The 25561-nt window shown below is 46.7% G+C and carries 21 protein-coding genes, 1 other RNA gene and 1 other annotated feature; of the genes, 18 read left to right on the forward strand and 4 right to left on the reverse strand.

The genetic code is table 11. From position 1 onward, the window contains the following. Positions 1 to 36: 36 nt before the first annotated feature. Positions 37 to 1593, reverse strand: a complete 1557-nt coding sequence (gene spoVB / locus D479_RS17055) for a stage V sporulation protein B (protein ID WP_008639475.1) — start codon at positions 1591 to 1593, stop codon at positions 37 to 39. A 103-nt stretch (positions 1594 to 1696) separates the two neighbouring features. Between spoVB and D479_RS17060 the strand changes: the two genes are divergently transcribed. The 8 genes from D479_RS17060 (at position 1697) to dtd (ending at position 10591) form a co-directional block, all read left to right on the forward strand. Then, a complete protein-coding gene (locus tag D479_RS17060) occupies positions 1697 to 1987 on the forward strand; it encodes a post-transcriptional regulator (RefSeq protein WP_008639477.1) in 291 nt (96 codons plus the stop codon). A gap of 144 nt (positions 1988 to 2131) precedes the next feature. Further along, on the forward strand, positions 2132 to 3733 hold the full coding sequence (gene secD / locus D479_RS17065) for a protein translocase subunit SecD (protein ID WP_008639479.1): 1602 nt from the start codon (positions 2132 to 2134) through the stop codon (positions 3731 to 3733). Further along, a complete protein-coding gene (secF, locus tag D479_RS21335; protein WP_346773262.1) occupies positions 3730 to 4413 on the forward strand; it encodes a protein translocase subunit SecF in 684 nt (227 codons plus the stop codon). The genes secD and secF overlap by 4 nt, the downstream gene beginning before the upstream one ends. Before the next feature lie 155 nt (positions 4414 to 4568). Then, on the forward strand, positions 4569 to 4895 hold the full coding sequence (locus D479_RS17075; RefSeq protein ID WP_008639483.1) for a lipopolysaccharide assembly protein LapA domain-containing protein: 327 nt from the start codon (positions 4569 to 4571) through the stop codon (positions 4893 to 4895). Between the two features lie 56 nt (positions 4896 to 4951). Then, positions 4952 to 7279: a single-stranded-DNA-specific exonuclease RecJ gene (gene recJ, locus D479_RS17080; RefSeq protein WP_008639485.1), complete on the forward strand. Its 2328-nt coding sequence runs from the start codon at positions 4952 to 4954 to the stop codon at positions 7277 to 7279. Then, positions 7269 to 7781: an adenine phosphoribosyltransferase gene (locus tag D479_RS17085; RefSeq protein ID WP_008639488.1), complete on the forward strand. Its 513-nt coding sequence runs from the start codon at positions 7269 to 7271 to the stop codon at positions 7779 to 7781. Before recJ ends, D479_RS17085 begins: the two co-directional genes overlap by 11 nt. A 138-nt stretch (positions 7782 to 7919) precedes the next feature. After that, positions 7920 to 10124 carry a bifunctional (p)ppGpp synthetase/guanosine-3',5'-bis(diphosphate) 3'-pyrophosphohydrolase gene (locus D479_RS17090; RefSeq protein ID WP_008639490.1) on the forward strand — a complete coding sequence of 735 codons (2205 nt, stop codon included), beginning with the start codon at positions 7920 to 7922 and terminating at the stop codon, positions 10122 to 10124. A gap of 20 nt (positions 10125 to 10144) precedes the next feature. Then, positions 10145 to 10591 carry a D-aminoacyl-tRNA deacylase gene (dtd, locus tag D479_RS17095; RefSeq protein ID WP_008639492.1) on the forward strand — a complete coding sequence of 149 codons (447 nt, stop codon included), beginning with the start codon at positions 10145 to 10147 and terminating at the stop codon, positions 10589 to 10591. A 46-nt stretch (positions 10592 to 10637) separates the two neighbouring features. Here dtd and D479_RS17100 read toward each other — a convergent pair whose 3' ends face one another. After that, complete coding sequence (locus D479_RS17100) at positions 10638 to 12137, reverse strand: SH3 domain-containing protein (RefSeq protein WP_008639494.1); 1500 nt, start codon at positions 12135 to 12137, stop codon at positions 10638 to 10640. A gap of 160 nt (positions 12138 to 12297) precedes the next feature. Further along, positions 12298 to 12515, forward strand: a binding site (T-box leader). Between the two features lie 71 nt (positions 12516 to 12586). Between D479_RS17100 and hisS the strand changes: the two genes are divergently transcribed. From hisS to ssrS, 3 genes are all read left to right on the forward strand, one after another. Continuing rightward, positions 12587 to 13867: a histidine--tRNA ligase gene (hisS, locus tag D479_RS17105; RefSeq protein WP_008639496.1), complete on the forward strand. Its 1281-nt coding sequence runs from the start codon at positions 12587 to 12589 to the stop codon at positions 13865 to 13867. 1 nt (position 13868) lies between these two features. Next, positions 13869 to 15641 carry an aspartate--tRNA ligase gene (gene aspS / locus D479_RS17110; RefSeq protein WP_008639498.1) on the forward strand — a complete coding sequence of 591 codons (1773 nt, stop codon included), beginning with the start codon at positions 13869 to 13871 and terminating at the stop codon, positions 15639 to 15641. 73 nt (positions 15642 to 15714) lie between these two features. Then, a non-coding RNA gene (gene ssrS, locus D479_RS20340) (6S RNA) lies at positions 15715 to 15907 on the forward strand. Between the two features lie 89 nt (positions 15908 to 15996). On the opposite strand, the gene D479_RS17115 is transcribed toward ssrS, so the two are convergent. Then, positions 15997 to 16650, reverse strand: a complete 654-nt coding sequence (locus D479_RS17115; protein WP_008639500.1) for an RsfA family transcriptional regulator — start codon at positions 16648 to 16650, stop codon at positions 15997 to 15999. Between the two features lie 82 nt (positions 16651 to 16732). Then, positions 16733 to 18010, reverse strand: a complete 1278-nt coding sequence (locus tag D479_RS17120) for a replication-associated recombination protein A (protein ID WP_008639502.1) — start codon at positions 18008 to 18010, stop codon at positions 16733 to 16735. A gap of 119 nt (positions 18011 to 18129) precedes the next feature. Between D479_RS17120 and D479_RS17125 the strand changes: the two genes are divergently transcribed. The 7 genes from D479_RS17125 to D479_RS17155 all read left to right on the forward strand — a co-directional run bounded on the left by D479_RS17125 (position 18130) and on the right by D479_RS17155 (position 25387). Continuing rightward, positions 18130 to 18813 carry a YitT family protein gene (locus D479_RS17125; protein WP_008639503.1) on the forward strand — a complete coding sequence of 228 codons (684 nt, stop codon included), beginning with the start codon at positions 18130 to 18132 and terminating at the stop codon, positions 18811 to 18813. Then, positions 18767 to 19186 carry an Rrf2 family transcriptional regulator gene (locus tag D479_RS17130; protein ID WP_008639507.1) on the forward strand — a complete coding sequence of 140 codons (420 nt, stop codon included), beginning with the start codon at positions 18767 to 18769 and terminating at the stop codon, positions 19184 to 19186. The genes D479_RS17125 and D479_RS17130 overlap by 47 nt, the downstream gene beginning before the upstream one ends. Before the next feature lie 22 nt (positions 19187 to 19208). Further along, a complete protein-coding gene (locus tag D479_RS17135; RefSeq protein WP_008639509.1) occupies positions 19209 to 20351 on the forward strand; it encodes a cysteine desulfurase family protein in 1143 nt (380 codons plus the stop codon). 15 nt (positions 20352 to 20366) lie between these two features. Beyond that, a complete protein-coding gene (gene mnmA, locus D479_RS17140) occupies positions 20367 to 21479 on the forward strand; it encodes a tRNA 2-thiouridine(34) synthase MnmA (protein WP_008639510.1) in 1113 nt (370 codons plus the stop codon). Between the two features lie 68 nt (positions 21480 to 21547). Continuing rightward, the gene (locus tag D479_RS17145) at positions 21548 to 22207 is read left to right on the forward strand and encodes a tetratricopeptide repeat protein (protein ID WP_008639511.1); all 660 of its coding nucleotides are present in this window, start codon (positions 21548 to 21550) and stop codon (positions 22205 to 22207) included. A gap of 20 nt (positions 22208 to 22227) precedes the next feature. Then, positions 22228 to 24555 (forward strand): ATP-dependent RecD-like DNA helicase, encoded by a 2328-nt coding sequence (locus D479_RS17150; protein ID WP_008639512.1) that lies wholly within the window; start codon positions 22228 to 22230, stop codon positions 24553 to 24555. Between the two features lie 13 nt (positions 24556 to 24568). Next, positions 24569 to 25387, forward strand: coding sequence for a TIM barrel protein (locus D479_RS17155; protein ID WP_241210945.1), 819 nt, complete (start codon positions 24569 to 24571; stop codon positions 25385 to 25387). The last annotated feature ends 174 nt before the right edge of the window (positions 25388 to 25561 follow it).

Below are 25561 nucleotides of genomic sequence, written 5' to 3' on the forward strand. Positions count from 1 at the left end.
AATTTGTTTATAAAAAAATAACCGCGATTGCTGCGGTTATTTTTTATGGAATAATCGTTTCCATGGGATCATCTTCCACTCTTCCACGCGGAGAAGCTGGAAGAAGAATAATAAGAAAAGGTAGAAGACAGTAAGCGTTACGCCCATCGTCAAGAGTTGAGAGACCGGCTTGCTGGCATCCAGCCATGCGTGTTTCCAGGTCATTCCTGCATATCCTGTGATGCCGATTACAGCAGCAAACTTAAGGAACATGGAAACAGGGAAGGTGATAATTTTGTACTTGATTAATACAGCCATGTGCAGCAGGGTTACGACGACCACCCCTACAACGATTGCCAGCGCGACTCCGTGTATACCGAATTCAGGTCGTGAACTTAAACCGACAAGGACGACAAATTTTACGACCGAGCCTATGAGTGTGTTCCACATAGCCGGCTTGGCTAAATCAAGTGCCTGGAGAGTCGCCTGAAGGGGTGTTTGTATATAGTGCAGCAGAAAGAATGGTGCCATGAACTGCAGCATAAAAGCGGCGCTGCTTGTCCCGTAAATAGTCATGAGAATGACGGCGGGGAAGATCATAAAAATAATGGTGATGACACCACCGGAAGCTATGGAGAGTCTGATGGACTGCATGATGCGGTACTGAATCGTCTCTGTTTTTCCTTGAGCTTGAGCTTCACTGATGGACGGAACGAGAGATATAGACAAAGCATGCGTCAAAAAGGTGGGCAGGAACAATAACGGCAGCACATACCCGGTAAGCTCTCCATACTGTTTCGTTGATTCAACGGCTGCGATTCCCGCAATGGCCAGACTTTGTGCGACGAGAATGGGTTCAAAGAAATACGTCAGCGATCCAATAAATCGGCTGCCGGTTGTCGGAAGGGCAATGGTCATCAACTCATTCAACGTTTTTCGTCCCTCACCGATATGACTTTTCCATGTCTTCCTCAAACGGAACCGCTTGTGTACGTTGAATTGTCTTAGCATATAGAAAAGAGAAGCAAGTTCTCCGAGGACAGCTGATGCCATGGCCCCTGCGGCTGCAAATTGGACACCGTAAGGATAGAGCAGTTTTGTAAGAAGGACGACAGCACCTATTCGCACGACCTGTTCGATCACTTGAGACATCGCCTGAGGTTTCATATTCTGACGGCCTTGGAAGTAGCCTCTTATTACAGAGGAAACAGCGATGATTGGAATGATTGGTGTAACGACAAGCAGTGGATAGAGGGCTCTGGAATCCGTCAGAAAGTGATTGGCAATGACGGGAGCCATGATGAACAGCAGCGCTGTGAATAAGATACTGAGTGTACCTGTTACGGAGAGAGATACGGCCAGAATCCGCTTGATTTTCCGTTCATCTCCGCCTGCTTCCGCTTCTGACACCCTCTTTGAGATAGCAACGGGGAGTCCGAACTGAGTGATCGTAATGGCGAGAATGAGTGTAGGCAGTGCCATCATGTAAAGGCCCACCCCTTCCGCCCCCATGACCCTGGCTACAACGATCCGGTTAATGAAGCCAAGCAATCTCGTGATTAGTCCTGCAGCTACGAGAATGAGAGCTCCATGAAGAAAAGTTTGTTTAGACATAACATTGATCCGCCTTCTCAAAGTATTGAATTTCCGCTACAATGAAGTATATGCGTATGGTTGGACAAGCCATGACAATAGATTAAATAGCGGAGAGAGGCGAATGGATATGGATCAAATGAAAACGGTCGGAGAATGGAGAAGGCGCGTGTCTCCGGTGTTGCAGAGCAAAGTGGAAGAACTGCATTTGTTAGGCTATGAACAAGCGACAAAGGAAGAAATTTGGAACTGCTTGATTAAGAAGGTCTGGAACGGAGAACCGGAGAAGAGGCTTCATGAAATCGTTCAGGACATCTTTCGCCTCTCGAGTCATACATACACCGGTTATTTGACGGCTGAAGCATACGAAAGCGACGACCTGCTTGCTTCGATCGAAGCCTTGGAAGGTTCCTGAAACGCTCTCCGGTACAGTTGCCATTTTTAAAAAAAGTAGTAGAATGGAGAACGAGTGATTCTAATTTGTCAGATTTTGATACATAATACATAACAAGTGGTTCAACAACCGCCTGTGTGAAACAGAGTAGAAGGAGCGGTATATATGGTGAAAAGAGGGCGGATCGTCGCCTTTTTCCTTGTGGTCTTGTTGATAGCGTCTGCAATCGGGACGACCATCACGGGAATTACAAAAGACATAAAACTCGGACTGGATCTTCAAGGAGGATTCGAAATCTTATACGATGTCGAACCGTTGAACGAAGACCAGGAAGTCAATGATCAAGTGTTGGAAGCGACTGCTGAGTCATTGAACCAGCGTGTCAATACACTAGGTATCAGTGAGACGAATATCTCCATTGAAGACGGAGGAAGGATTCGTGTTCAACTTGCAGGTGTAGAAGACCAACAAACGGCTCGGGAGCTTTTATCGACATCCGCGCAGCTCTCTATGAGAGGCACGGACGGGAAAGAATACTTAAACGGTTCGGACTTGGTGGAAGGAAGCGCTCAGCAGACCTTCAATCCGGATACAAACGAGCCGGTTGTCACGTTGAAAGTGAAAGATGCTTCTAAATTCTATGATGTATCCAAGGAGATTTATGAAACACCGGACGATCCGGAAACGCCTTATCCGGATGATTTATTAGTCATCTGGCTTGATTACAATGAGGATACATCCTTTGCAGAGGAGTATGGGAAAGAGGATCCTGGTTATATTTCTGCTCCGTCGTTCAGACAGAATGGTCCGATCCGAAGTAACTCCATCATGATCAGCGGTGATTTCACTGTTGAGTCGGCTAAACAGCTGGCGGATGTTCTCAATGCGGGATCCCTTCCGGTTAACTTGGAAGAGACGTACTCGACTTCTGTAGGTGCTCAATTCGGGGAACAAGCCATGAACAAAACGATCCTTGCCGGATTTATAGGAGTAGCTGTTATCTTCTTGTTCATGATCGCTTATTACCGGTTCCCGGGTGTCATCGCTACGATTACATTGACGACTTACATTTATTTAATTCTGCTTGTGTTCGAATGGATGAATGGTGTCCTGACCTTACCGGGTATCGCTGCCCTGATTCTCGGGGTGGGAATGGCTGTCGATGCCAATATCATCACATATGAACGGATTAAAGAAGAATTGAAATCAGGTAAATCACTCATGTCTGCCTACAAAGCAGGAAATAAACGATCGCTTTCCACAATATTGGATGCCAACATCACTACCTTGATTGCTGCAGCAGTATTGTTCATTTTCGGTACAAGTTCCGTCAAAGGGTTTGCGACGATGCTGATTGTAAGTATCCTTGTCAGCTTCATCACTGCAGTTTACGGTACACGCCTGTTCATGGGGCTCTGGGTGAAGAGCAGATTCCTGAACAAGCGACCGAAATGGTTTGGGGTAAAGCCTGAGGATATTCAAAATATTGAGGATGGACAGGAAGTTGAAGCAACGTTCGCCAAACGTCAATTTGACTTCGTGGGTCTAAGAAAACGGTTCTTTGCAGTTTCTATTGCCCTGGTAGTAGCGGGAATCATAGCCATCGCGATCTTCCGCTTGAATCTGGGGATTGACTTCACGAGCGGTTCGCGGGTTTCCATCCTTGCTGACGAGAATGTCTCTTCAGAACAGATCGAACAGACAATGGAAGATGAATTCGATCTGTCACCGAAAAAGTCGTTATTTCCGGAGATAATAACGAAATAGCTGTAGCTCGTTTCGATAAGGAACTAAGCAAAGACAAGGTGTCTGAGATTCAGGCCTACTATGAAGAAGAATACGGGAACACACCGAACGTCAGCACGGTGTCTCCTGTTGTCGGACAGGAGCTTGCGAAGAATGCGGCACTGGCTGTGTTATATGCATCCATCGGGATTATCATTTACGTGACTATCCGATTTGAAATTTTCTTCGCCCTCACAGCAATCATTGCTTTGCTGCATGATGCATTCTTCATCATCGCCTTGTTCAGTATCACAAGGCTTGAATTTGACGTCACTATCATTGCGGCGATCCTGACAATTGTCGGGTATTCCGTCAACGATACAATCGTTACGTTTGACCGAATCAGAGAGAACCTGAAGCAGAAGAAAAAGGTCAAGTCCTTCAAAGAACTTGCTAAAATCGTCAACGACAGCTTGATGCAGACATTGACGAGGAGTATTAATACGGTACTTACCGTTATTTTTGCGGCTGTTATGCTCTTGTTCTTCGGTGCTTCTTCCATCACGAATTTTTCCTTTGCGCTGGTAATTGGTTTGCTCGCAGGTACGTATTCGTCCCTGTTCATTGCTTCTCAGCTGTGGCTGATATGGCGTGGACGCAACATCAAAGAAAAGCCAATTAACTACGTGAAAAAGAAAAAAGTGGATGGACCACAAGTCTAAGAATAGAGAAAGAAAAAATCCCCGCCCTGAAGGCGGGGATTTTTTCAGCTTGTTGTGATAGGATAGCTGCAGCTTTCTGGTGATAACGGGCATTTTTGATTATTATTATAGTGTTCGGGGTATATCAATAAAGACAAAAAGAAAGGAGTGGGAATGTGAAAGGGCAAACTTACATTATCCTTGCACTTATATTCGCTTTACTCATTGCGATCTTCGCCGTGATCAACGTGGATGCCGTGCAGGTCAATTATTTATTCGGCACCGGAGAAGCGCCATTGATTCTTGTTATTCTGATATCTGTACTGCTGGGTGGACTGGCAACAGCTTCTGTAGGAGCCATTCGCTATTACAGGCTCAAACGGGAAAACAAGTCGCTGCGCGCTCAACTGGATGCGCCTGCTGATGTCCATACTCATACAGATGAACCTGTCCATGATCCTGCTGTAAATGATGAGCAGGAGGAAAACTCCAAACTCACATAATCCGGTTTGCTACCCCTGGTCCGCTCTAGTATAATAGACGGGTCAGGGGTGAACTTATGATACAAAGTAAGATGAAATGGAATTTTACATATAGAGAAGCCGCGGCAACCATTGAAGATGTACAGGGGATTACCCCCCTTACACAACAGCTGCTGGAGAAGCGCGGAATCGTCTCACCGGAAGATGTGCGGACATTTTTGAACCCATCTGTCACACAACTTCACGACCCTTTCCTGATGGATGGGATGGAGAAGGCGGTCAACCGTGTAAAAGAAGCGGTTGAAAAAGGGGAGCCGATTCTTGTTTTCGGAGATTATGACGCAGACGGTGTCACGTCGACAACTCTTATGGTAGAAGCAATCCGCAAAACGGGTGCTGACTGTGATTTCTACATTCCCAACCGTTTTACGGAAGGATATGGTCCGAATAAAGAAGCCTTCCAGTTCGCGAGTGATTCCGGCTTCAAGGTAATCATTACGGTTGACACCGGCATTGCCGCTATCGAAGAGGCCGCCTTTGCAAAAGAGCTCGGCATTGACTTGATCATTACCGATCACCACGAAGTGCAGGAACGCCTGCCCGACGCCTACAGCATCATTCACCCGAAAACTTCGGCGGACTATCCGTTTCAGGAGCTGGCAGGTGTCGGCGTCGCATTTAAATTTGCCGAAGCGCTCCTGGGGCATTTTCCGACGGAATTCCTTGATTTGGTGGTCATAGGTACGATCGCCGATCTCGTCCCTCTGAAAGGGGAAAATCGTGTTCTGGCCTCCGCCGGTCTAGAAGCGATTTCCCGTTCTACTCGTCCAGGTATTCAGGCACTTAGACAGGTTTGTGGAATCGAGGGGGATATGGAGGAAGAAACCATTGGTTTTACGATTGGGCCGCGTTTGAATGCGGTCGGTCGACTTCAAGATGCGACACCGGCCGTGGACTTATTGATATCAGACAGTCTGGATGAGGCGCAGGAGATCGCCGCTTTTATCAACCAGTTGAATATAGAACGGCAGAAAATCGTCGCCTCCATCGCGAAAGAAGCGGAAGCGATGGTCAAGAATGAAAAAGGTGAAGCAGACAAGGTTATTGTCGTCGCCAAGGAAGGCTGGAACCCCGGAGTCCTGGGAATTGTAGCATCGAAACTCGTGCGTCAATTTGACCGTCCTGCCATCGTTCTTGCCATTGATCCGGAAAAGCAGCAAGCGAAGGGTTCGGCAAGAAGCATCGCTGCTTTTGATTTATTTACGAACTGCATGGAAGTCAGGGATCGATTTATTCACTTCGGTGGACATGCGCAGGCAGCGGGTATGACTCTTGAAACAGGAGAAGTGAATAACCTGCGGGAAGACCTGATCCAAAAGGCAGAAGAAAAGCTGACCGAAGAAGACTACCACCAGGTACTGGATATTGAATCTACGGTGGAAATCGAAGAAATCTCATTAAAGCAGATTGAAGAAGTGAACAGGCTGCGTCCTTTTGGTATGGGCAACCCGAAGCCGCTGTTTCACCTGAAGCATACGCCGAAGGAAATACGTTTGATTGGAAGCAAGAAAAATCATCTGAAGTTCCAGTTTTTACAAAATCAAGCCAAGGTGGACGGGATCGCTTTTCATATGGGGGATTTGTATCCGCAGATTGCTCCACATACCCCGTTAGACATCGTTGGTGAGCTCGGGATAAATGAATGGAACGGTCGGAAAAATGTGCAGGTCATGGTCAAGGATCTGGCTGTAAAGGAGCAGCAGCTTTTTGACCTGCGCGGCTCGAAACATTTGGAAAAGAGCATCGATATACCGGAAGGGGAAACATATGCGGCTATCCGTTTTCTAGAGAAGACGAAGGCCCCGTTTGACATACCTGTATACGGTTCAAACGATCTTACCGAAGAGCTTCATCTGGACGGGCTCCTGCTCCTCGATCTTCCTTCTGAAATCGATCAGTTGAAAAAGGTTTTAGAAATAGTGGATGCGCGTAAAGTGTATGTCTGTTATCAGCTTGAAGATGGCGCTTTTCTTAAGAGATGGCCGACGAGGGATCATTTCAAATGGTTTTATGGTATGCTTTTAAAACGCGGGCGTTTTGATCTTCGTAAAGAAACGGAATTGCTTGCCAACCGTAAAGGCTGGGACCGTTCCATGGTGGAATTTATTTCAGAGGTGTTTTTTGAACTGGACTTTGTTAGAATAGAGAATGGGATTATTACGGTTGAATCACAACCTTCACAGAAGGACTTGAAAGAGTCACAGCTCTATCGCAGACGCGAAGAACAACTTCAGATGGAACAAACGCTCTACTATTCCACTTATCATGAGTTGAAAGATTGGTTTGACCAATATATGAACCAAGGGTCTAAGCACGTCAAGGAGGAAGTATTTAATGGATTTTAAAGAACATATCGCAATCGTACAGGACTGGCCGAAAGAGGGAGTGCAGTTTAAGGACATCACCCCACTTATGGATAATGGTCCTGCATTCAAACAAGCGGTTGACGAAATCGTGGAATATGCCAAAGACAAGGACATCGACATCGTCGTAGGACCGGAAGCACGCGGGTTTATCGTAGGCTGTCCTGTGTCTTATGCACTCGAAATCGGTTTTGCACCGGTACGTAAAGAAGGAAAACTGCCTCGTGAAACAATCAAAGTCGATTACGGCCTCGAGTATGGTAAGGACGTATTGACTATTCATAAAGATGCGATCAAACCGGGTCAGCGTGTCTTGATTATCGATGACCTTCTTGCTACAGGAGGAACAATCGAAGCAACGATTAACCTTGTTGAGCAGCTCGGTGGAGAAGTTGCGGGATGTGCGTTCTTAATTGAACTTACTTACCTGAACGGCCGCAGCAAGCTGAAAGGCCATGATGTCTGTACGCTAATGCAATACTAATAAAAAGAAAGAGTGCCCTTGTTGGGGCGCTCTTTGTTTTACAATTAAGTAAGCTTTTCCTTTACAAAAGCCGCGCTTTTTTTGATAATGATACCAAATAGAAAATAAAGAAAGTTTTAAAGAAACTAGGGTGATGGAATGGCCAAAGATACAGTTCTAACTGCAGAAGAAGTCATAGAGCAAGCAAGTCAGTATTTGAATGAGTCAGATCTGGCATTTATTCGTCGTGCGTACGAATTCGCCGAGAAAGCCCACAGCAATCAATTCAGGAAATCCGGAGAACCTTATATTATCCACCCGATTCAGGTAGCAGGGATATTAGTTAATCTGGAAATGGATCCGGAAACTGTTGCTGGTGGGTTTCTTCACGACGTGGTGGAGGATACGGATATTACCTTGGAAGAAATCGGCGATGCATTTAACACTGAAGTGGCTATGCTGGTGGACGGAGTCACAAAGCTTGGTAAAATCAAATATAAGTCCAAGGAAGCGCAGCAGGCAGAGAATCACAGGAAGATGTTCGTCGCGATGGCGAAGGACATCCGTGTTATTCTGATCAAACTAGCCGACCGCCTTCATAATATGCGGACATTGAAGCATCTCCCTGCGGAGAAGCAGCGCAGGATCTCGAATGAGACATTGGAGATTTTTGCACCGCTTGCGCATCGTTTAGGAATTTCTACAATTAAGTGGGAGCTGGAAGACACGGCCCTCCGTTATTTGAACCCGCAGCAGTATTATCGAATCGTTCACTTGATGAAGCAAAAGCGTAATGAACGCGAACATTATATTGAGGAAGTAATTAACGAAATCCAGACGCAGTTGGATGATGTGAACATCCAAGCGGATTTAAACGGAAGACCGAAGCATTTGTACAGCATCTATAGGAAAATGGTTCTGCAGAATAAGCAGTTCAACGAAATCTATGACTTGTTAGCCGTTAGAATTACCGTAGAAAGCATTAAGGATTGCTATGCCGTCTTAGGTATCATCCATACGTGTTGGAAACCGATGCCGGGAAGGTTCAAAGATTATATCGCTATGCCTAAACCGAACTTGTACCAGTCTCTGCATACGACGGTAATTGGTCCAAAAGGTGATCCTTTGGAAGTGCAGATCCGCACACATGACATGCATGAGATAGCCGAATACGGAATTGCGGCTCACTGGGCATACAAAGAAGGCAAACAAAGTGCGGCAGAACAGTCATTTGAAGAGAAGTTGACTTGGTTCCGTGAGATTCTGGAATGGCAGAATGAAACGCATGATGCAGAAGAATTTATGGAATCTCTGAAAGTCGATCTATTTTCGGATATGGTTTATGTGTTCACACCGAAGGGAGATGTTATTGAACTCCCGTCGGGTTCTGTACCTGTTGATTTTGCCTATCGCATCCACACGGAAGTCGGCAATCAGACAATAGGGGCGAAGGTTAACGGTAAAATGGAGCCGCTTGACTATGAATTGAAAACAGGAGATATTGTCGATGTCATGACATCCAAGCATGCCTACGGCCCGTCTAAAGACTGGATTAAGCTAGCACAGACCTCCCAAGCTAAAAATAAGATTAAACAATTCTTCAAGAAACAGCAGAAGGATGAAAATATAGCTAAAGGGAAAGAGCTTGTCGATAAAGAAATCCGTAATTTCGGTATCCAGCCAAAAGACGTCTACACACAGGAGAACCTGATGCGTGTCTCTGAGAAGTTTAACTTTGCAAACGAGGAAGACATGTTCGCCGCTGTCGGTTATCAGGGAATCACAGCAGCTCAAATAGCGACACGCCTGACGGAGAAAATCAGAAAACGTCAGCAGAAGGAACAGGACCTGGAACAGACCCTTGCGGACGTTAGTACCACGGAGATTAAAACACCACCGAAAGTCGGGAAGCGTGATTCAGGCGTACGTGTGGAAGGTGTGGACAACCTCCTTGTTCGATTATCCAAGTGCTGTAACCCGGTACCCGGTGATGAAATTATCGGATATATAACGAAAGGCCGTGGTGTATCTGTGCACCGGACGGATTGTCCGAATGTGCAGACGGAAGAAGCACAGCCTAGGCTGCTTCCTGTCAAATGGGAAATGTCGGTTACCGATTCGAAACAGTATCACGTTGACCTTGAAATCTGGGGCTATGATCGCAGAGGGCTTCTAAATGAAGTGCTTCAGGCTGTCAACGAAACGAAAACGAACATAACAGCCGTTTCCGGGAAATCGGACCGCAACAAGATGGCTACGATCCATATCACCATCTTGATACAAAATACGAATCACTTAAGAAAAATTGTTGAACGGATTAAGCAGATACAGGAAGTATATACAGTGCGTCGTGTTATGCAGTAAAAGAAGATGAGGTGAATGGAGTGCGGGCAGTTATACAACGTACCTCCGGAGCTTCTGTGGAAGTGGCTGGAGAGACGATCGGACAAGTAGGACAGGGAATTGTCGTCCTCTTGGGCGTTACTCAGGAGGATACAGAGGAAGATGCCAGGTATTTGGCGAAGAAAATTCCTTATCTCCGGATTTTCGAAGATGAGAATGGGAAGATGAATCATTCATTAATGGATATAGAGGGGGAAATGTTGTCGATTTCCCAATTTACTTTATATGGTGACTGCCGCAAAGGACGGAGACCTAATTTTATGGGTGCTGCAAAACCGGAGTTGGCAGAACCGTTATATAAAACCTTTAATGAGATGGTCACACAGGAGGGCATTCCGGTTGAGACAGGCGAATTCGGAGCAATGATGAATGTCCAGCTTACGAATGACGGGCCGGTAACCTTGATTATCGACAGTAAAGAAAGATGAGGAAAAAGCGCCGGAGCTAGATGCTCCGGCGCTTTTTTGACCTTGCTTATTTAAAATAATTGATAAGGCCTTGAGTGATTCCTTGACTTGCTTTCTCCTGGTATTGATTGGTGCGCACGGTCTGTTCTTCGCGGGCATCAGAGATGAATCCCAATTCTACCAAAACGGCAGGTTTATTATTCTCTCTAAGTACGTGGAAGTTCCCGTTCAAAATTCCCCTGTTGTTTAAACCGGTAAAATCTACGACAGAGTTTTGTACGGAGGTAGCCAGTCCCTTATCTTTCGAATGATAGTAGAACGTGTTGATTCCCCTCGCCGTTACTCCGGATGGCGCACTGTTTAAATGCAGGCTTACAAATGCATCAGCGTCGGAACGTTTTGCATAATAGGAACGGATGGATAAGGAAATATATTCATCCTTCGTCCGTGTCATTAATACTTTTGCCCCTTTACTCTCCAACTGGTTCTTCAATTTTTGAGCTGTGCTTAATGTAAGGTTTTTCTCCAAGCTGTTGTTTCTCCCAATAGCGCCGGGGTCTCTTCCGCCGTGACCAGCATCGATCATGATAGTTTTGCCGTTCAGGCTGCCGGAGGAGACTGGTGTTGCTGTTTGGCTTCCTTTACCGCTTTCTTCGACAATCCAACCGGCTACGTAGGCGGTTTTTCCGCTGTAGCTGATCTTGTACCACTGTCCTTCTTTGGAAAGAACCTGGAATTGATCCCCTTTATGAGCCCTTCCAAGAATCTTGTCATTTGTTGAAGGACCGCTGCGGATATTTGTCCCGTTATAAGACAATGTAATAGAGGTATCGGCTTTCGTACTGGAGTTGTCCTCTACTTTGTTAACCAGCCACCCTGCTACCCATCCTGTCTTTCCGTTTCCCCATTTAATATGAATCCAACGATTTTGTTCGCCTATGTATTCATATGTCTGACCTCTTTGAATCTGGGTTAAAACTTTTCCTTGCAGGGAGCCCTGACTCCTTACGTTCAAAACGTCCGTGCCGACCTTCACTTTTCCTTTGACAGTTTGGTCGGAGCTGTTTGAACCAGTCGCGCTCGAGGACTCTTTCTTAACGGATTTGGTCGTCAGGTAATCGCTGTGGACCCAGCCTTTGATTCCACTGTGAGTGATAAGGACCCATTTTCCGGTCTTATCCTGTGCCTGTACCTGATCCCCCTTCATCAAGTGACCTTTGATCGTTCCGCTTAAACCTGCATCGGAACGTATCCTCAAGTAGTCATACTTGGTGGTGTAGACGGTACCTCCGGGAGAAGCACTATCCGTTTTCACTTTTGTGAGCCATGCTGCGACCCATCCTGTTTTGCCATTCCATTTGATCTTCAACCAATCGCCTTTTTTATCGACGATGGTGTAGGATTCATTGGTATGGACTTTTCCTATGGAATCATGGTTGGTTCCAGGTCCGGATCGTACATTCATATTATCCGTTTGAATGACGGCCTGATCTGCAAAGACAGTTTCATTTCCCTGAAATAGGGCCGCTGTCAGGATAACAACCATGACAAATAGCCATTTCTTCAAATACTTACACCTCCTGTTAAAAGTATACATCACACATTATTCGACAGTGAATTGGATTATCCTTCCGTCTTTCGATAGATTTAAACAAATTATTTGCCACAGATAACTTGACATTGGAATGAAGGAAACTATATGATAGTAATCAATTCAAAAGCGAATCGTAAAACCATTGAGGAAAAGAGTAACCCTTTCCCATGCGGACAGAGAAGGTGTTCCCTAGGCTGAAAGAACACCCCCGTTATGATCGGATGAAAGACGTTTCCTAGGTGCTGTATCGAAAGACCAAGTAGGTACAGACGTACACAGGCGTTAACTGTTTTGAGTGGAAGCTTCATGCTTCAATCAGGGTGGCAACGCGGGTAGTAACCCGTCCCTTTTTCCTATATCGGAAAAAGGACGGGTTTTTTAATGGTTAAAAATGGTTTGTAACGTATGAAGGAGGAATTTTCATGGCTATCAATGCCCCACGAGGCACCCAGGATATTTTGCCTGGTGTCGTAGAAAAATGGCAGTTTGTTGAACAACAGCTGACAGAACTATGCAGACGCTTTAATTATAAAGAAATCCGGACACCTATTTTCGAACACACGGAGTTGTTTCAAAGAGGTGTCGGGGACAGCACGGATATCGTACAGAAAGAAATGTACACCTTCCAGGACAGAGGCGACAGGAGTATCACACTGAGACCGGAAGGGACAGCCTCCGTCGTGCGTTCCTTCGTCCAGAACAAAGTGTACGGTCTTCCGAACCAGCCGACGAAATACTTCTATATGGGGCCGATGTTCCGTTATGAGCGTCCGCAGCAGGGGAGACAGCGTCAGTTCGTTCAGTTCGGCATTGAAGCACTCGGCTCTGACGACCCGGCCATAGATGCAGAAGTCCTTTCCCTTGCTTTGAACTCCTATAAGACGCTTGGGTTGAAGTCGTTGAAACTCGTCTTGAACAGTCTCGGAGATAAAGAAAGCAGAGAAGCTCACAGACAAGCACTGGTGGAGCACTTCGAACCTCACAAAGAAGAACTATGTTCGGATTGCCAACTTCGGTTAGATCAGAATCCTCTCCGCGTATTGGACTGCAAAAAGGACAGAGATCATCCGGCGATGGCCACGGCACCATCCATCCTGGATTATTTAAACGATTATTCGAAAGATTATTTCCAACGTGTTAAAGGACACCTGGATACTATGGGGATTGAATATGTGATCGATCCGAATCTTGTTCGTGGTCTTGATTATTATAATCATACAGCCTTTGAAATCATGAGTGAGGCTGACGGTTTCGGTGCGATCACCACCCTCAGTGGAGGAGGCCGTTACACGGGACTTGTTCAGGAAGTAGGAGGTCCTGAAACTTCCGGAATCGGTTTTGCTATGAGTATCGAGCGCCTTCTTATGGCGTTGGATGCAGAAGGGGTGGAACTTCCGGTGGAGCAGGGGATGGATTGCTTCGTTGTCGCTATGGGAGAAGAAGCCGAAAAGGAATCCGTTCGAATCACGAATGAGCTGCGCTTGAACGGTATACAGGCGGACAAAGATTATCTAGGGAAGAAAATGAAAGGGCAGTTTAAAGCTGCCGATCGTCTTGGGAGCCGTTATGTATTAGTCATCGGTGATCAGGAGCTGGAAAAGCAAGTCATCAATGTGAAAGACATGGAGACCGGCGAGCAGAAAGAAATAGCGCTTGAGGAAGTCGTCCGTTATATGCAATCCAAACTGGCTGGAGGGAAATGACATGGAAAGAACGAATGGCGGTAAATTAAGGAAAGATCATATAGGTCAGGAAGTTACGTTAAAAGGATGGGTACAGAAACGAAGAGATTTAGGTGGATTGATTTTCATCGATCTCCGCGACAGGTCCGGTATCGTTCAAGTCGTCTTCAATCCGGCAACTTCAGAGAGGGCGCTGAAGACGGCAGAAGAAGTACGCAGTGAATTCGTCCTGGAAGTGAAAGGACAGGTCGTCGCCCGTGAGTCAGCAACCGTCAATAAAAATCTTGGAACCGGAGAAGTGGAAGTGGCGGTTCAAGAGGTCAACATTTTAAATAAAGCGAAAACCCCACCGTTCATGATTGAAGATGAAACGGATGTATCGGAAGATCTTCGCTTGAAATACCGCTACTTAGATCTTCGTCGTAAGGAAATGCAGGATACTTTCCGTCTTCGTTCTCAGACAACGAATGCCATCCGGAACTTCCTGGACGGGGAAGAGTTCCTGGATATGGAAACGCCGATGTTGACGAAGAGTACACCGGAAGGAGCACGTGATTATCTCGTTCCAAGTCGTGTTCATGAAGGGCAGTTTTATGCGCTGCCTCAATCTCCACAGCTGTTTAAACAGATGCTGATGATGGCTGGTTTTGAAAAGTATTATCAGATTGCCCGCTGTTTCCGTGATGAAGATTTAAGAGCGGACCGCCAGCCCGAATTCACCCAAGTCGATATCGAAACTTCGTTCATGTCCAAAGATGAAATAATGAGTATGACGGAGCGCATGATGAAGCACGTCATGAAAGAAGTAAAGGGATTGGATATAGAGACGCCTTTCCTGCGCATGCCGTTTGATGAAGCAATGGAGCGCTTTGGTTCCGACAAGCCGGATACACGTTTCGGCCTGGAGCTGGTCAATATCTCTGAACTTGTGAAAGATTCCGGTTTCAAAGTATTCAGCAGTGCTGTAGCTTCCGGAGGACAAGTCAGCGCAATCAATGTGAAAGGAAAAGCGGACGATTTCTCCCGCAAGGACATTGATAAGTTGACAGAGGACGTCAAAGTATACGGCGCTAAAGGGCTTGCTTGGTTAAAAGTGAAAGAAGGTGCGTTCAACGGGCCGATCGCCAAATTCTTTGGTGATGAGGAAGCAGATGCCCTAAGCGCAGCGCTGGAAGCAGAAGAAGGAGATCTTCTTTTGTTCGTAGCGGACAAAACATCGGTTGTTCAAGACAGCCTCGGTGCGCTCCGCTTGAAATTGGGACGTTCCTTGAACTTAATTGATGAAAGCAAGTTCCACTTCCTTTGGGTAACAGATTGGCCGCTGTTCGAGTACGATGAAGAGGATGGTCGTTACTATGCAGCCCATCACCCGTTCACGATGCCTGAAAACGGAGACGTGGATCGATTGCAGGGGCATCCGCAGGACGTCAAAGCGGAAGCATATGATATCGTACTGAACGGATACGAACTAGGCGGCGGCTCCCTTCGTATTTATCAGAAGGAAATGCAGGAAAAAATGTTTGAAGTACTAGGATTCACGAAAGAAGAAGCGGATGAACAGTTCGGATTCCTTATGGAAGCCTTAGAGTACGGGACTCCTCCACACGGGGGAATCGCTTTTGGATTGGACAGACTCATCATGCTTCTTGCCGGACGCACCAATCTCCGTGACACGATTCTATTCCCTAAAACGGCATCTGCTCAAGATCCATTGACAGATGCACCAGGGGCAGTAAGCACCCAGCAATTGGAAGAACTTCATCTGCAGCTGAAAGAATCCGGCTCGGATAAATGAGCTGAGTAAAACTGTTTCTTCCTTCTTGCTTAGCTAATGGATATATGCTAAGATAACATTACAATTAAAGAGATCAATCCTGATGTGTACGTTGCTCTAATGTACGTTTTGACCTAACATTTTTGAATCGGGAGCTTGGCGTTTCCACATGGAATGCAAGCCTCATAACCATCACTGATGGGAGGACGCAAGAAATGTGGAGCAGGGCACCCACCTGCCAGGAGCAGGTTCAAAACTCATGATGCGACGGCACGATTGGGATTGATTTTTTTATTGTGTTATAGGATTTACGAGAGAATTTTTACATAATAAAAAGGCTTCGGGCATTTAAATGCTCGGAGCCTTTTTTATTATCCTAGCGGGCTACATTCTCCAGATTTCCATTCTTCTCCATTCGGAACTGCGGTTTGAAAGTAGCATCCTGCTCGTCGAATAGAACCATTTTTCTTGCGCGGTCCATGATCTGTATCAATGCCTGGTAATCCTCTGACATCGATTCTAGTTGACGTGACAGTTGATTGTTCCGTTCCATCAATTCTTCGTTCTGTGCCTCCAATTGATTCAACTGTTGTTGAACTGGTCCGGAAGCGGACGTTTCTTTTTGAAGAGTATCCAGGAAACGGATAACATCTGTTAGGTTAAGGTCGTCTTTACGTGGGCCGGGAATCGCTTGTTCCAGCGGTTCTGTATAGGTGTAGGCATGGTGTTCGGCCACTTCTTTCTCTTCCGGAACAGAACGGGAAGGCTGCGGGTATTCCACTTGCTGCTTCGCTTCATTCCGTTTCTTTTCTTTCCGCTGTTTCTTCGCTAGTTCTACTGCTTGTTCATACTTTTGGCGTACTTCTGCATTCCAACGGAAACCACAGGCGGCAGACGTACGGTTTAAAAGGTCGCCGACTTCATCAAAGGCACGTAACTGAGTGCTTCCTTCACGGATATGACGAAGCACCGTTTCTGCTAATAATAAATCATCTTCATGAGACCAGGCATCCTGCCTTACTTTAGGCATCTACACCACTCCTAACTTTATCGGTAAGCTGATAGTTTGTCAGATTTAATAGTAGTGTAGCCAACAAGGCAGCCGTTTATACTCACGTGGATTTTTGTTTCTTTATTTTATTATTGACTTGCTCCAGTGCCTGTTCGAATTTCCCTGTCCGTTTCGCTTCGTAATAGGTACGGTTTTTCAATTTGTCTGGTAGATACTGCTGATTGACCCAGCTGTTTTCATAGTTGTGCGGGTATTTGTAGTCGATTCCCCGCCCGAGCGTTTGTGCCCCTTTATAGTGGGAGTCTTTCAGGTGGGCAGGTACGTCCCCGCTCTTGCCGGCCCGGATATCTGCCAAAGCTGCATCCAGCGCTTTATAAGCACTGTTGGATTTCGGGGAAAGAGCAAGCTCCGTTACAGCTACCGCCAGCGGTATTCTTGCTTCGGGAAATCCGATTCGTTCAGCGGCTTCTACGGCAGCGAGTGCGCGCGGCCCTGCCTGGGGGTTTGCGAGACCGATATCTTCATAGGCGATGACTACGAGACGTCTGGCTATACTGTCTAGATCACCGGCTTCAATGAGACGGCCTAAATAATGAAGGGATGCATCTACATCACTCCCGCGTATCGATTTCTGAAAGGCGGACAGGAGATCATAATGGGCATCCCCGTCTTTATCGTGAGAGAAGCTCTTTTTCTGCATGCATTCTTCCGCCACTTCCAGCGTGATCTGTACGGTTTCTGCTTCGTCTTCCGGTGTAGAAAAGGCGGCAAGCTCCAAACCGTTTAAAGCGGACCTCAGATCCCCGTTCGACGCAGCAGCAAAATGATCAAGGGCTTGATCGGTGACAGAGATGTTCATATGACCGAGTCCTTGGTTTTCGTCGTTGATGGACCTTTCCAGAGCGGTTTTCACATCTTCCTCTGTTAAGGAATGAAGTTCGAAAAGGTGGCATCTGCTCCTGATTGCCGGGTTGATCGAATGGTATGGGTTGCTCGTTGTGCAGCCGATCAGTGTTAAACGGTTACTCTCCAGGTGAGGAAGGAGAAAATCCTGCTTCGCTTTATCCAGACGGTGTACTTCATCGAGGATCAGCACGAGCTGTCCGTGCATTTTGGCTTCCTCAACAGCAATCTCCATGTCTTTCTTCTTATCTGTCACAGCATTCAATAATTTATGCGGAATGCGTAAGCTCTTGGCCAATGCTGTTGCCATGGACGTCTTCCCTGTACCAGGCGGACCGAAGAGGATCATCGAAGCGAGTCTTCCTGCCGTTACCATGCGGTGGATCGTTTTACCTTCGGCTACCAGATGCTGCTGACCGATAATTTCATTGATATTAGATGGACGCATGCGGAATGCGAGTGGTTGTTGACTCATTGTTCAGTCTCCTTCTTCTCATTGTAATGGTAAGCGTAGAATGATTCCGTATAAAATGCAAGAGGGTTGCCATCCATGCTATAATAGCGTTTGGTATAATAGAGAGAGGAGGATGACGTGTGAGCAACAAGAAAAAGACGAAGTACGAAGCGGTTCTCCGCTGGAGTTTCTTCGCAATCGGATTAGTCATCCTGGGCCTCGGTATCTCTATGACGATGCAAGTCAAGGACTTTGGAATCGGACCATGGGACGTATTTCACTATGGTCTGTTTTTACAGTTCGGATTAACTGTGGGGACATGGTCAATCATTGCCGGACTTATCATTGTTTTATTGAGCGCTGTCGCCCAAAAGAAATTGCCGCAGATCGGTACCGTGTTGAACATGGTGTTGATCGGCGTATTTATTGATTTTTTCAACTGGGTTCTGCCTGAGCCCGAGTCTTTACTTTTCCAGCTTATCGTTTTTGCCGGTGGTACGTTCATCACGGCCCTCGGGGTCGGTGTATATGTATCTTCCGAGATAGGTGCAGGACCGAGGGACAGCCTTATGCTGCTCCTTACAAATGCCACCGGCTGGAAAGTTTCAACCGTAAGGAATGGAATTGAGATTACAGTCGCTGTCCTCGGTTTCGCCCTCGGCGGACCTGTAGGATTGGGTACCGTATTCATCGCGTTATTATTAGGTACATTTGTCGGTTATACCCTTCCTCAAGCGAAGAAGTGGTTACAGTTTCTTATAATGAAAGGTGATTCCTATGAAGATATCTACCAAAGGCCGCTACGGGCTGACCATTATGATTGAACTTGCACGCAAGTATGGGGACGGGCCCATATCCCTCAAGCAGATTGCCAGGGATAATGATTTGTCCGAGCACTATTTGGAGCAACTTATTGCGCCACTGCGGAATGCAAGTCTCGTCAAAAGTGTCCGCGGGGCATATGGCGGTTACATGTTGACAAGGGCTCCACATGAAATAACTGCCGGAGACGTTATTCGTGTGTTGGAAGGGCCGATTACGCCCGTCGAAGGCATTGAAAATGAAGAGCCGGCCAAACAGGCGTTATGGAAGCGTGTAAGGGATGCGGTGAAAGACGTGCTCGATACGACAACGCTTGAGGATTTGAAAGATCACGTGGAAGATCAGACGCAGGACGCCTATATGTTCTATATTTAATACCTTTGATGGAGTGAACGAAATGAAACCTATCTATTTAGATCATGCTGCGACGTCACCGGTTCATCCGGATGTTGTCAAGACGATGGTTCCCGTATTTGAAGAGGTGTTCGGGAACCCGTCCAGCGTCCATCAATTCGGGCGGAAAGCACGCCGGATTCTCGATGAGGCGAGACGAACTATTGCAAAGAGCATCCAGGCAGATGAGAAAGAGATTATCTTTACAAGTGGAGGTACGGAAGCGGATAACCTTGCAGTCATCGGATCTGCTTTAGCAAATTCCGGTAAGGGTAAGCATATCATTACCACCTCGGTCGAACATCATGCTACATTACATGCAGTCGAACACTTGGAAAAGCAGGGGTTTGAAGTGACTTACCTTCCTGTCGATGAACAAGGAATCATCAGGATGAAGGATTTGGAAGAAGCATTGAGAGAAGAAACCATTCTTGTCTCGATTATGATGGTCAATAACGAGACGGGAGCTGTCCAGCCTATTGAGAAGGCAGCAGCACTTTTAGCTGATCATCAGGCTTTGTTCCATTCGGATATCGTCCAGGCGTATGGATTGATCGATATTGATGTGTCCGAGCTTCCGGTAGACCTGCTTGCTGTCTCCGGTCATAAAATTAATGGTCCGAAGGGTATCGGATTTTTATATGCCAGGGAAGGAACGCCGCTTGAGTCTCTTCAACATGGAGGAGAACAGGAACGGAAGCGTCGTGCCGGTACAGAGAACATCCCTGCCGTCAAAGGCTTGGAGAAAGCCGTGGAGATCATGCAGGCGGAGAGAAGCTCTACGAAAGAAAAATATGCAGGATTTAAACGGCTGTTTCTAGAGACACTGAAAGAAGGAGCGGTTGATTTCCATGTGAACAGTCCGGAAGAATGGACAGTGGAATCGATCGTAAACATCAGTTTTCCGGGGATGAACGTAGAAGCACTTCTGACAAACTTTGATCTGGACGGCATCGCCGCATCCAGCGGAAGTGCCTGCACTGCCGGGTCCGTAGAGCCTTCTCATGTACTGACGGAAATGTTCGGAAAAAATGACCCAAGAACCACAAATTCGATTCGTTTTAGTTTCGGCTTGGCGAACGATGAAGAAAATATAGTAGAAGCAGCAAGACGAGTCAGTCGAATCATTAAACGTTTGACTGTCTAAAGGAAGGTGAGAGTAATGAAAGAACCGAAAGATACACGCGTCGTCGTAGGAATGAGCGGGGGTGTCGATTCCTCCGTTGCCGCTCTCCTTTTAAAGGAGCAGGGTTACGATGTCGTAGGAATCTTTATGAAGAATTGGGACGATACAGACGAGAACGGGGTATGTACAGCAACGGAAGACTATGAAGATGTCATCCGTGTCTGCAACCAGCTGGATATCCCGTACTATGCCGTCAACTTCGAGAAACAATATTGGGATAAAGTGTTCACCTACTTCCTTGAGGAATATAAGAAAGGAAGAACACCGAACCCGGATGTGATGTGTAACAAAGAAATTAAATTCAAAGCATTCATGGACCATGCCATGTCCCTTGGTGCAGACTATCTCGCTACAGGTCATTACGCGCAGGTGCGTGAAAATGAAGGCACATACGAAATGCTGCGAGGTGTCGATAACAATAAAGACCAGACGTATTTTCTTAACCAACTTTCTCAGGATGTCCTTGAGAAAGTCCTGTTCCCACTCGGACATATGGAAAAGAAAGAAGTCCGCAGAATCGCAGAAGAACACGGCCTTGCAACGGCTAAGAAGAAGGATTCCACAGGAATCTGCTTCATAGGTGAACGTAACTTCAAGGAATTCTTAAGTGAGTATCTGCCTGCCCAGCCCGGCAATATGGAGACGTTGGACGGGGAAGTGAAAGGCCGGCATGACGGACTTATGTATTATACACTTGGACAACGTCAAGGTCTCGGCATCGGGGGTGCGGGGGATCCGTGGTTCGTTGTCGGGAAGAATGTAGAGAAGAACGTCCTTTATGTGGGCCAGGGCTTCCATCACGAAGCTTTGTATTCCGACGGTCTGATTGCTTCTGAAGCAAATTGGACAAGAGGGGAAGTCCCTCAGGAGCCGTTTGAGTGTACGGCTAAATTCCGTTATCGTCAAGATGACAGTGCGGTCACGGTATATCCGCTGGATGATGGAACGTGGAAGGTCATGTTCCATGAGCCGGAACGTGCAATTACACCAGGACAAGCAGTTGTTTTGTATGATGGCGATGTCTGCCTCGGCGGAGCTACTATCGATGTTGTATTAAAGCAAAATGCAGCCATCACCTATGTAGGATAAAACCAGGCCATGTCCCATCAACGGACATGGCTTTTTATGGGAAACAAAGAACGGAAAGGGGAAAAACGATGGATAAATTGAAACAGGGAATTGAACGCATGCAGAACCATGATTACGAGGAAGCCGCAAAACTGTTTACCGAAGCAATTGACGAAAATCCTAAAGAGCCTGTGGGGTATATCAACTTTGGTAACCTGCTCACACATATGAACGACTATGAACGGGCAGAACGGTTTTACCATCGAGCTATAGAGTTAGATGAGAAAGCAGCGACGGCATTTTACGGTTTGGGGAATGTCTATTATGAACAGGAAGATTATAATAAGGCACAAACACAGTTCCTTACTGCCATAAAGAAGGGCCTGAATGAAGCTGATGTCCATTTCATGCTCGGCCTGACCTTCCTGCATCAAGATCAAGTGAAAATGGCGCTTCCATATTTGTTGACGGCTTCCGAGCTCGCTCCAGAAGATGTGGATATTCAGTTCCAATACGGCCTGTGTCTCGCCCAAAATGGAGCGATTGAACAGGCTGAACAGGTCATGCATAATGTGCTACAATTGGAAGAACAGCATAGTGACGCCCATTACAATCTTGGTGTGGTGGCTCTTCATAAAGAAGAAGCGGAAAAAGCTTTGGAACACTTCTCCAAAGCCTTGGAAATAAACCCCGAGCATATGCTTGCCGCCCACGCCAAAGGACAAGTGGAACAAGCGCTAAACGAGTAGAACGAAGGAGAACGACGCATATGATGCAACCATCCCTTTTTAATGAAACGGAAGAAGAACGCCCTTATGTCAAAGGGGAACTGGCCCGGATGATCTTCCATAAGGAGACGGAGCAGTTCTCCATCGCTTCGATCAAGGTGACAGAAACGAACGAAGACTTCGATGATAAGAATCTTGTGATCAAAGGTCATTTCTCCCCCCTCGAAGAAGGGGAGACGTATATCTTTCATGGAGAATTTAAAAATCATAAGAAGTTCGGGAAGCAGTACGAGGTTCAGATGTATCATCGTGTACTTCCGGAAACGAAAGACGGGTTGGTTCTGTATTTGTCCAGTGATCTCTTTCATGGAATCGGAAAGAAAACGGCAGAGCGGATCGTGGAGCATCTTGGAGAGAAGGCCGTTTCCAAAATCCTTTCCGATCGCGATGTGTTGAAGGAAGTACCGAAGCTGCCTGAAGAAAAAGCAGAGCAGCTTTATTACGCACTGAAAGAGCATCAAGGATTCGAGCATGTGATGGTACATCTGTCCCAATATGGGTTCGGTTTGAAACTTGCTCAGAAAATTTATCAGGCGTTCCAAGATCAAACGATGGCCATCATCGAGGAAGATCCTTATCAACTCGTCTTTCATGTAGAAGGATTCGGTTTCCATCGCGCGGATGAGATCGCCAAAGCCCAGAATCTGTCTTTGGATCATCCGACAAGGATCCGGGCTGCCTGCCTCTATATCATGCAGAAAAGCATGGGAGCGGGACACGTGTACCTTCCGACAGAAGAGTGCCTGTTACAGGTAGAACAACTGCTTAATCAGGGAGAGAACGGGTCCATCTCCTTTGAACAGCTTTCTGAACAGATCATCAATCTTGGTGAAGAGAAATATGTCTACATCGAAGAAAATCGTGTGTATCTGCCTTCGCTTTATTTTGCGGAAAACGGGGTTCGCACGCACTTGGACCGCATTCAAATAGAAGAAGTGGAAGCGGAACACACGCAGGCGGATTTGTTAAAGCTCATCGGCAAGTTGGAGGAAGAGGAAGCCATCAGTTACGGAGAAGAGCAGTATAAGGCGATTGAACAAGCTCTTCAGTCCAAACTAATGATTCTTACCGGTGGACCGGGGACAGGGAAAACGACCGTCATTAAAGGGATTCTCCAAACATATGCCGGCCTGAACGAGCTTTCTATGGATCCGGAAGACTATGGAAGTGATAAGCCGTTTCCGTTCGTTTTAGCCGCTCCGACCGGTCGTGCCGCGAAACGTATGACCGAATCGACAGGGCTGCCGGCGAGTACGATCCACCGTCTTCTCGGCTGGGACGGTCACGACTCGTTTGAAAGGAATCAAAATAATCCATTGGAAGGCAATGTTTTGATCGTGGATGAATTCTCTATGGTGGATGTTTGGCTTGCGAATCAGCTGTTCCGGGCTGTTCCGTCTAATATGCAGGTGCTTCTCGTCGGGGATGAAGACCAGCTGCCGTCTGTCGGCCCCGGCCAGGTGCTGGCGGATTTATTGGCATCAGGAGTCATCCCTTCCGCTAAATTGACGGAGGTGTACCGCCAGAAAGAGGGTTCGAAAATCATTCAGCTCGCGCACGAGATCAAAAACGATACCTGCTCGATCCGCTCGCTTGTGAAGGAGCATGATTTTAATTTCATCCCCGCTAAAGAACACCAGCTGAGCGACCTCGTTACAAACATCGTGAAGAAAGCGCAGGAGAAAGGGATCGAGATGAAGGATCTTCAGGTCCTGGCACCGATGTACCGGACAGAAGTAGGGATTCATCAGCTTAATCGAAGCATTCAGGAATCGGTCAATCCCAAGCATAAGCAGAAACGGGATTTGACTTATTTTGACGTCACCTATAGAAAAGGGGACAAAGTGATCCAATTGGTCAACCAACCGGAAGACGGAGTATACAATGGGGACATTGGAGAGGTGGTCGCCATTTTCCGTGAAGAAGAGAATACGGACGGTGTCGAGCAGCTGGTCATTGACTTCGATGGGAAAGAGGTAGTCTACCCGAAGAAGGATTTGAATAACGTCATGCACGCCTACTGCACGTCAATTCACAAGTCACAGGGGAGTGAGTTTGCGATCGTTGTTCTTCCTGTTGTAAGAAGTTACCGGAGGATGCTCAGGAAAAACTTACTTTATACGGCTATCACTCGTTCGAAGCAGTCATTGATCATCTGTGGAGATAAAGAAGCATTTCTGGACGGCATCGGGACGACGGATACCAACACCCGATACACCATGCTCAAAGAGAAGCTGCAGTCCGAGGAACCTCAGGACGTAAATGGAGAGGAAGAAGAGGAACAGCTCTCCCCGTACGATTTCATGTAGAAAGGCGGGATTGATGATGGGTCATACACTTGGTATGTCCGGCAGTACCATCATGTCGGATCCGGATAAGTTCGATGAATTGTTTAAATGGGGACACGCTCATGTGGAGATCGGAGAGTTTCGGGACCGGGCATCGATGGAACAGTTTTTATGCATACAGAAAGAACAGGGTGGCACGTTCGGCGTTCATGCACCTCTTCTTCGCGGAGGAAGCAAATACGACCTGATTGAAAAAGTAGCCATGGATCCGAAAGACGGAAGGAATCGGTTTAAGAGCGATGTCGAAATGGTAAAGGAAGCGGGAGCCTCCTACATCCTGGTCCATTTCCCTTATTTTAAAGGAAGCCACAATAACCCGATGCAAGCCATGGAGGAAGGGATCTCCTACCTTGCAGAACTTCAAAAGACCTATGATATCCCGATCGTTTGTGAGCCTAAGCTTGGACAGGACATGTCCGTGGACGGCATCCGCTATCTCCATGAGTTTTTTATGTCTGGCCGGACGTTTAGTCCTCTGGATATCTGTGTTGATATCGGTGATTACATGATGGCATGCAAAAACGACTGGAGAACGTACATAGAACCGCTGCTTCCATACATTCGTGTGGTCCACATGCACAATGTCACTTCTTTACGCGAAACATACTTCTGGGCGCCCATTCACCCTGACTATCATCAGTGGCAGGGAGGTTTTGACATGAAAGATTTGCTGCAGGTTTTATGTCAGGGAAGAGAGAAGTTTTTTATTTTTGAACATACACCACACACACATCCATCAGAAAAGCAGGTAGAAGAGGGGATCCAATGGGTACGTAATCTGCTGAATGTATGAATAAGAGAGAGTCGGGCATACTGATTGGTAAAAAAAGGGGTTTGTACCAATGAGGTGTCCGAACTGCAAAGAAAAACAGCTGGGCAAAATCGGTAACGACCAGTATTATTGCTGGACTTGTTGTCTTGAACTGACAATGGAGGACGGGAAGATGAACATCAACCAAATCGAAGA

Origin of the sequence: Halobacillus sp. BAB-2008 (assembly GCF_000328325.1) — a bacterium.
Classification (GTDB): Bacteria; Bacillota; Bacilli; order Bacillales; family Halobacillaceae; genus Halobacillus.

Bases quoted from the DNA above. Each gene is read 5' to 3' on its own strand.
- hisS (WP_008639496.1), top strand. From the start codon at position 12,587: ATGGCTATCAATGCCCCACGAGGCACCCAGGATATTTTGCCTGGTGTC.
- spoVB (WP_008639475.1), bottom strand. From the start codon at position 1,593: ATGTCTAAACAAACTTTTCTTCATGGAGCTCTCATTCTCGTAGCTGCA.
- D479_RS17085 (WP_008639488.1), top strand. From the start codon at position 7,269: ATGGATTTTAAAGAACATATCGCAATCGTACAGGACTGGCCGAAAGAG.
- secD (WP_008639479.1), top strand. From the start codon at position 2,132: ATGGTGAAAAGAGGGCGGATCGTCGCCTTTTTCCTTGTGGTCTTGTTG.
- D479_RS17130 (WP_008639507.1), top strand. From the start codon at position 18,767: ATGAAGATATCTACCAAAGGCCGCTACGGGCTGACCATTATGATTGAA.
- D479_RS17155 (WP_241210945.1), top strand. From the start codon at position 24,569: ATGATGGGTCATACACTTGGTATGTCCGGCAGTACCATCATGTCGGAT.
- D479_RS17060 (WP_008639477.1), top strand. From the start codon at position 1,697: ATGGATATGGATCAAATGAAAACGGTCGGAGAATGGAGAAGGCGCGTG.
- aspS (WP_008639498.1), top strand. From the start codon at position 13,869: ATGGAAAGAACGAATGGCGGTAAATTAAGGAAAGATCATATAGGTCAG.
- D479_RS17115 (WP_008639500.1), bottom strand. From the start codon at position 16,650: ATGCCTAAAGTAAGGCAGGATGCCTGGTCTCATGAAGATGATTTATTA.
- D479_RS17120 (WP_008639502.1), bottom strand. From the start codon at position 18,010: ATGAGTCAACAACCACTCGCATTCCGCATGCGTCCATCTAATATCAAT.
- D479_RS17150 (WP_008639512.1), top strand. From the start codon at position 22,228: ATGATGCAACCATCCCTTTTTAATGAAACGGAAGAAGAACGCCCTTAT.
- D479_RS17135 (WP_008639509.1), top strand. From the start codon at position 19,209: ATGAAACCTATCTATTTAGATCATGCTGCGACGTCACCGGTTCATCCG.
- D479_RS17090 (WP_008639490.1), top strand. From the start codon at position 7,920: ATGGCCAAAGATACAGTTCTAACTGCAGAAGAAGTCATAGAGCAAGCA.
- D479_RS17145 (WP_008639511.1), top strand. From the start codon at position 21,548: ATGGATAAATTGAAACAGGGAATTGAACGCATGCAGAACCATGATTAC.
- recJ (WP_008639485.1), top strand. From the start codon at position 4,952: ATGATACAAAGTAAGATGAAATGGAATTTTACATATAGAGAAGCCGCG.
- mnmA (WP_008639510.1), top strand. From the start codon at position 20,367: ATGAAAGAACCGAAAGATACACGCGTCGTCGTAGGAATGAGCGGGGGT.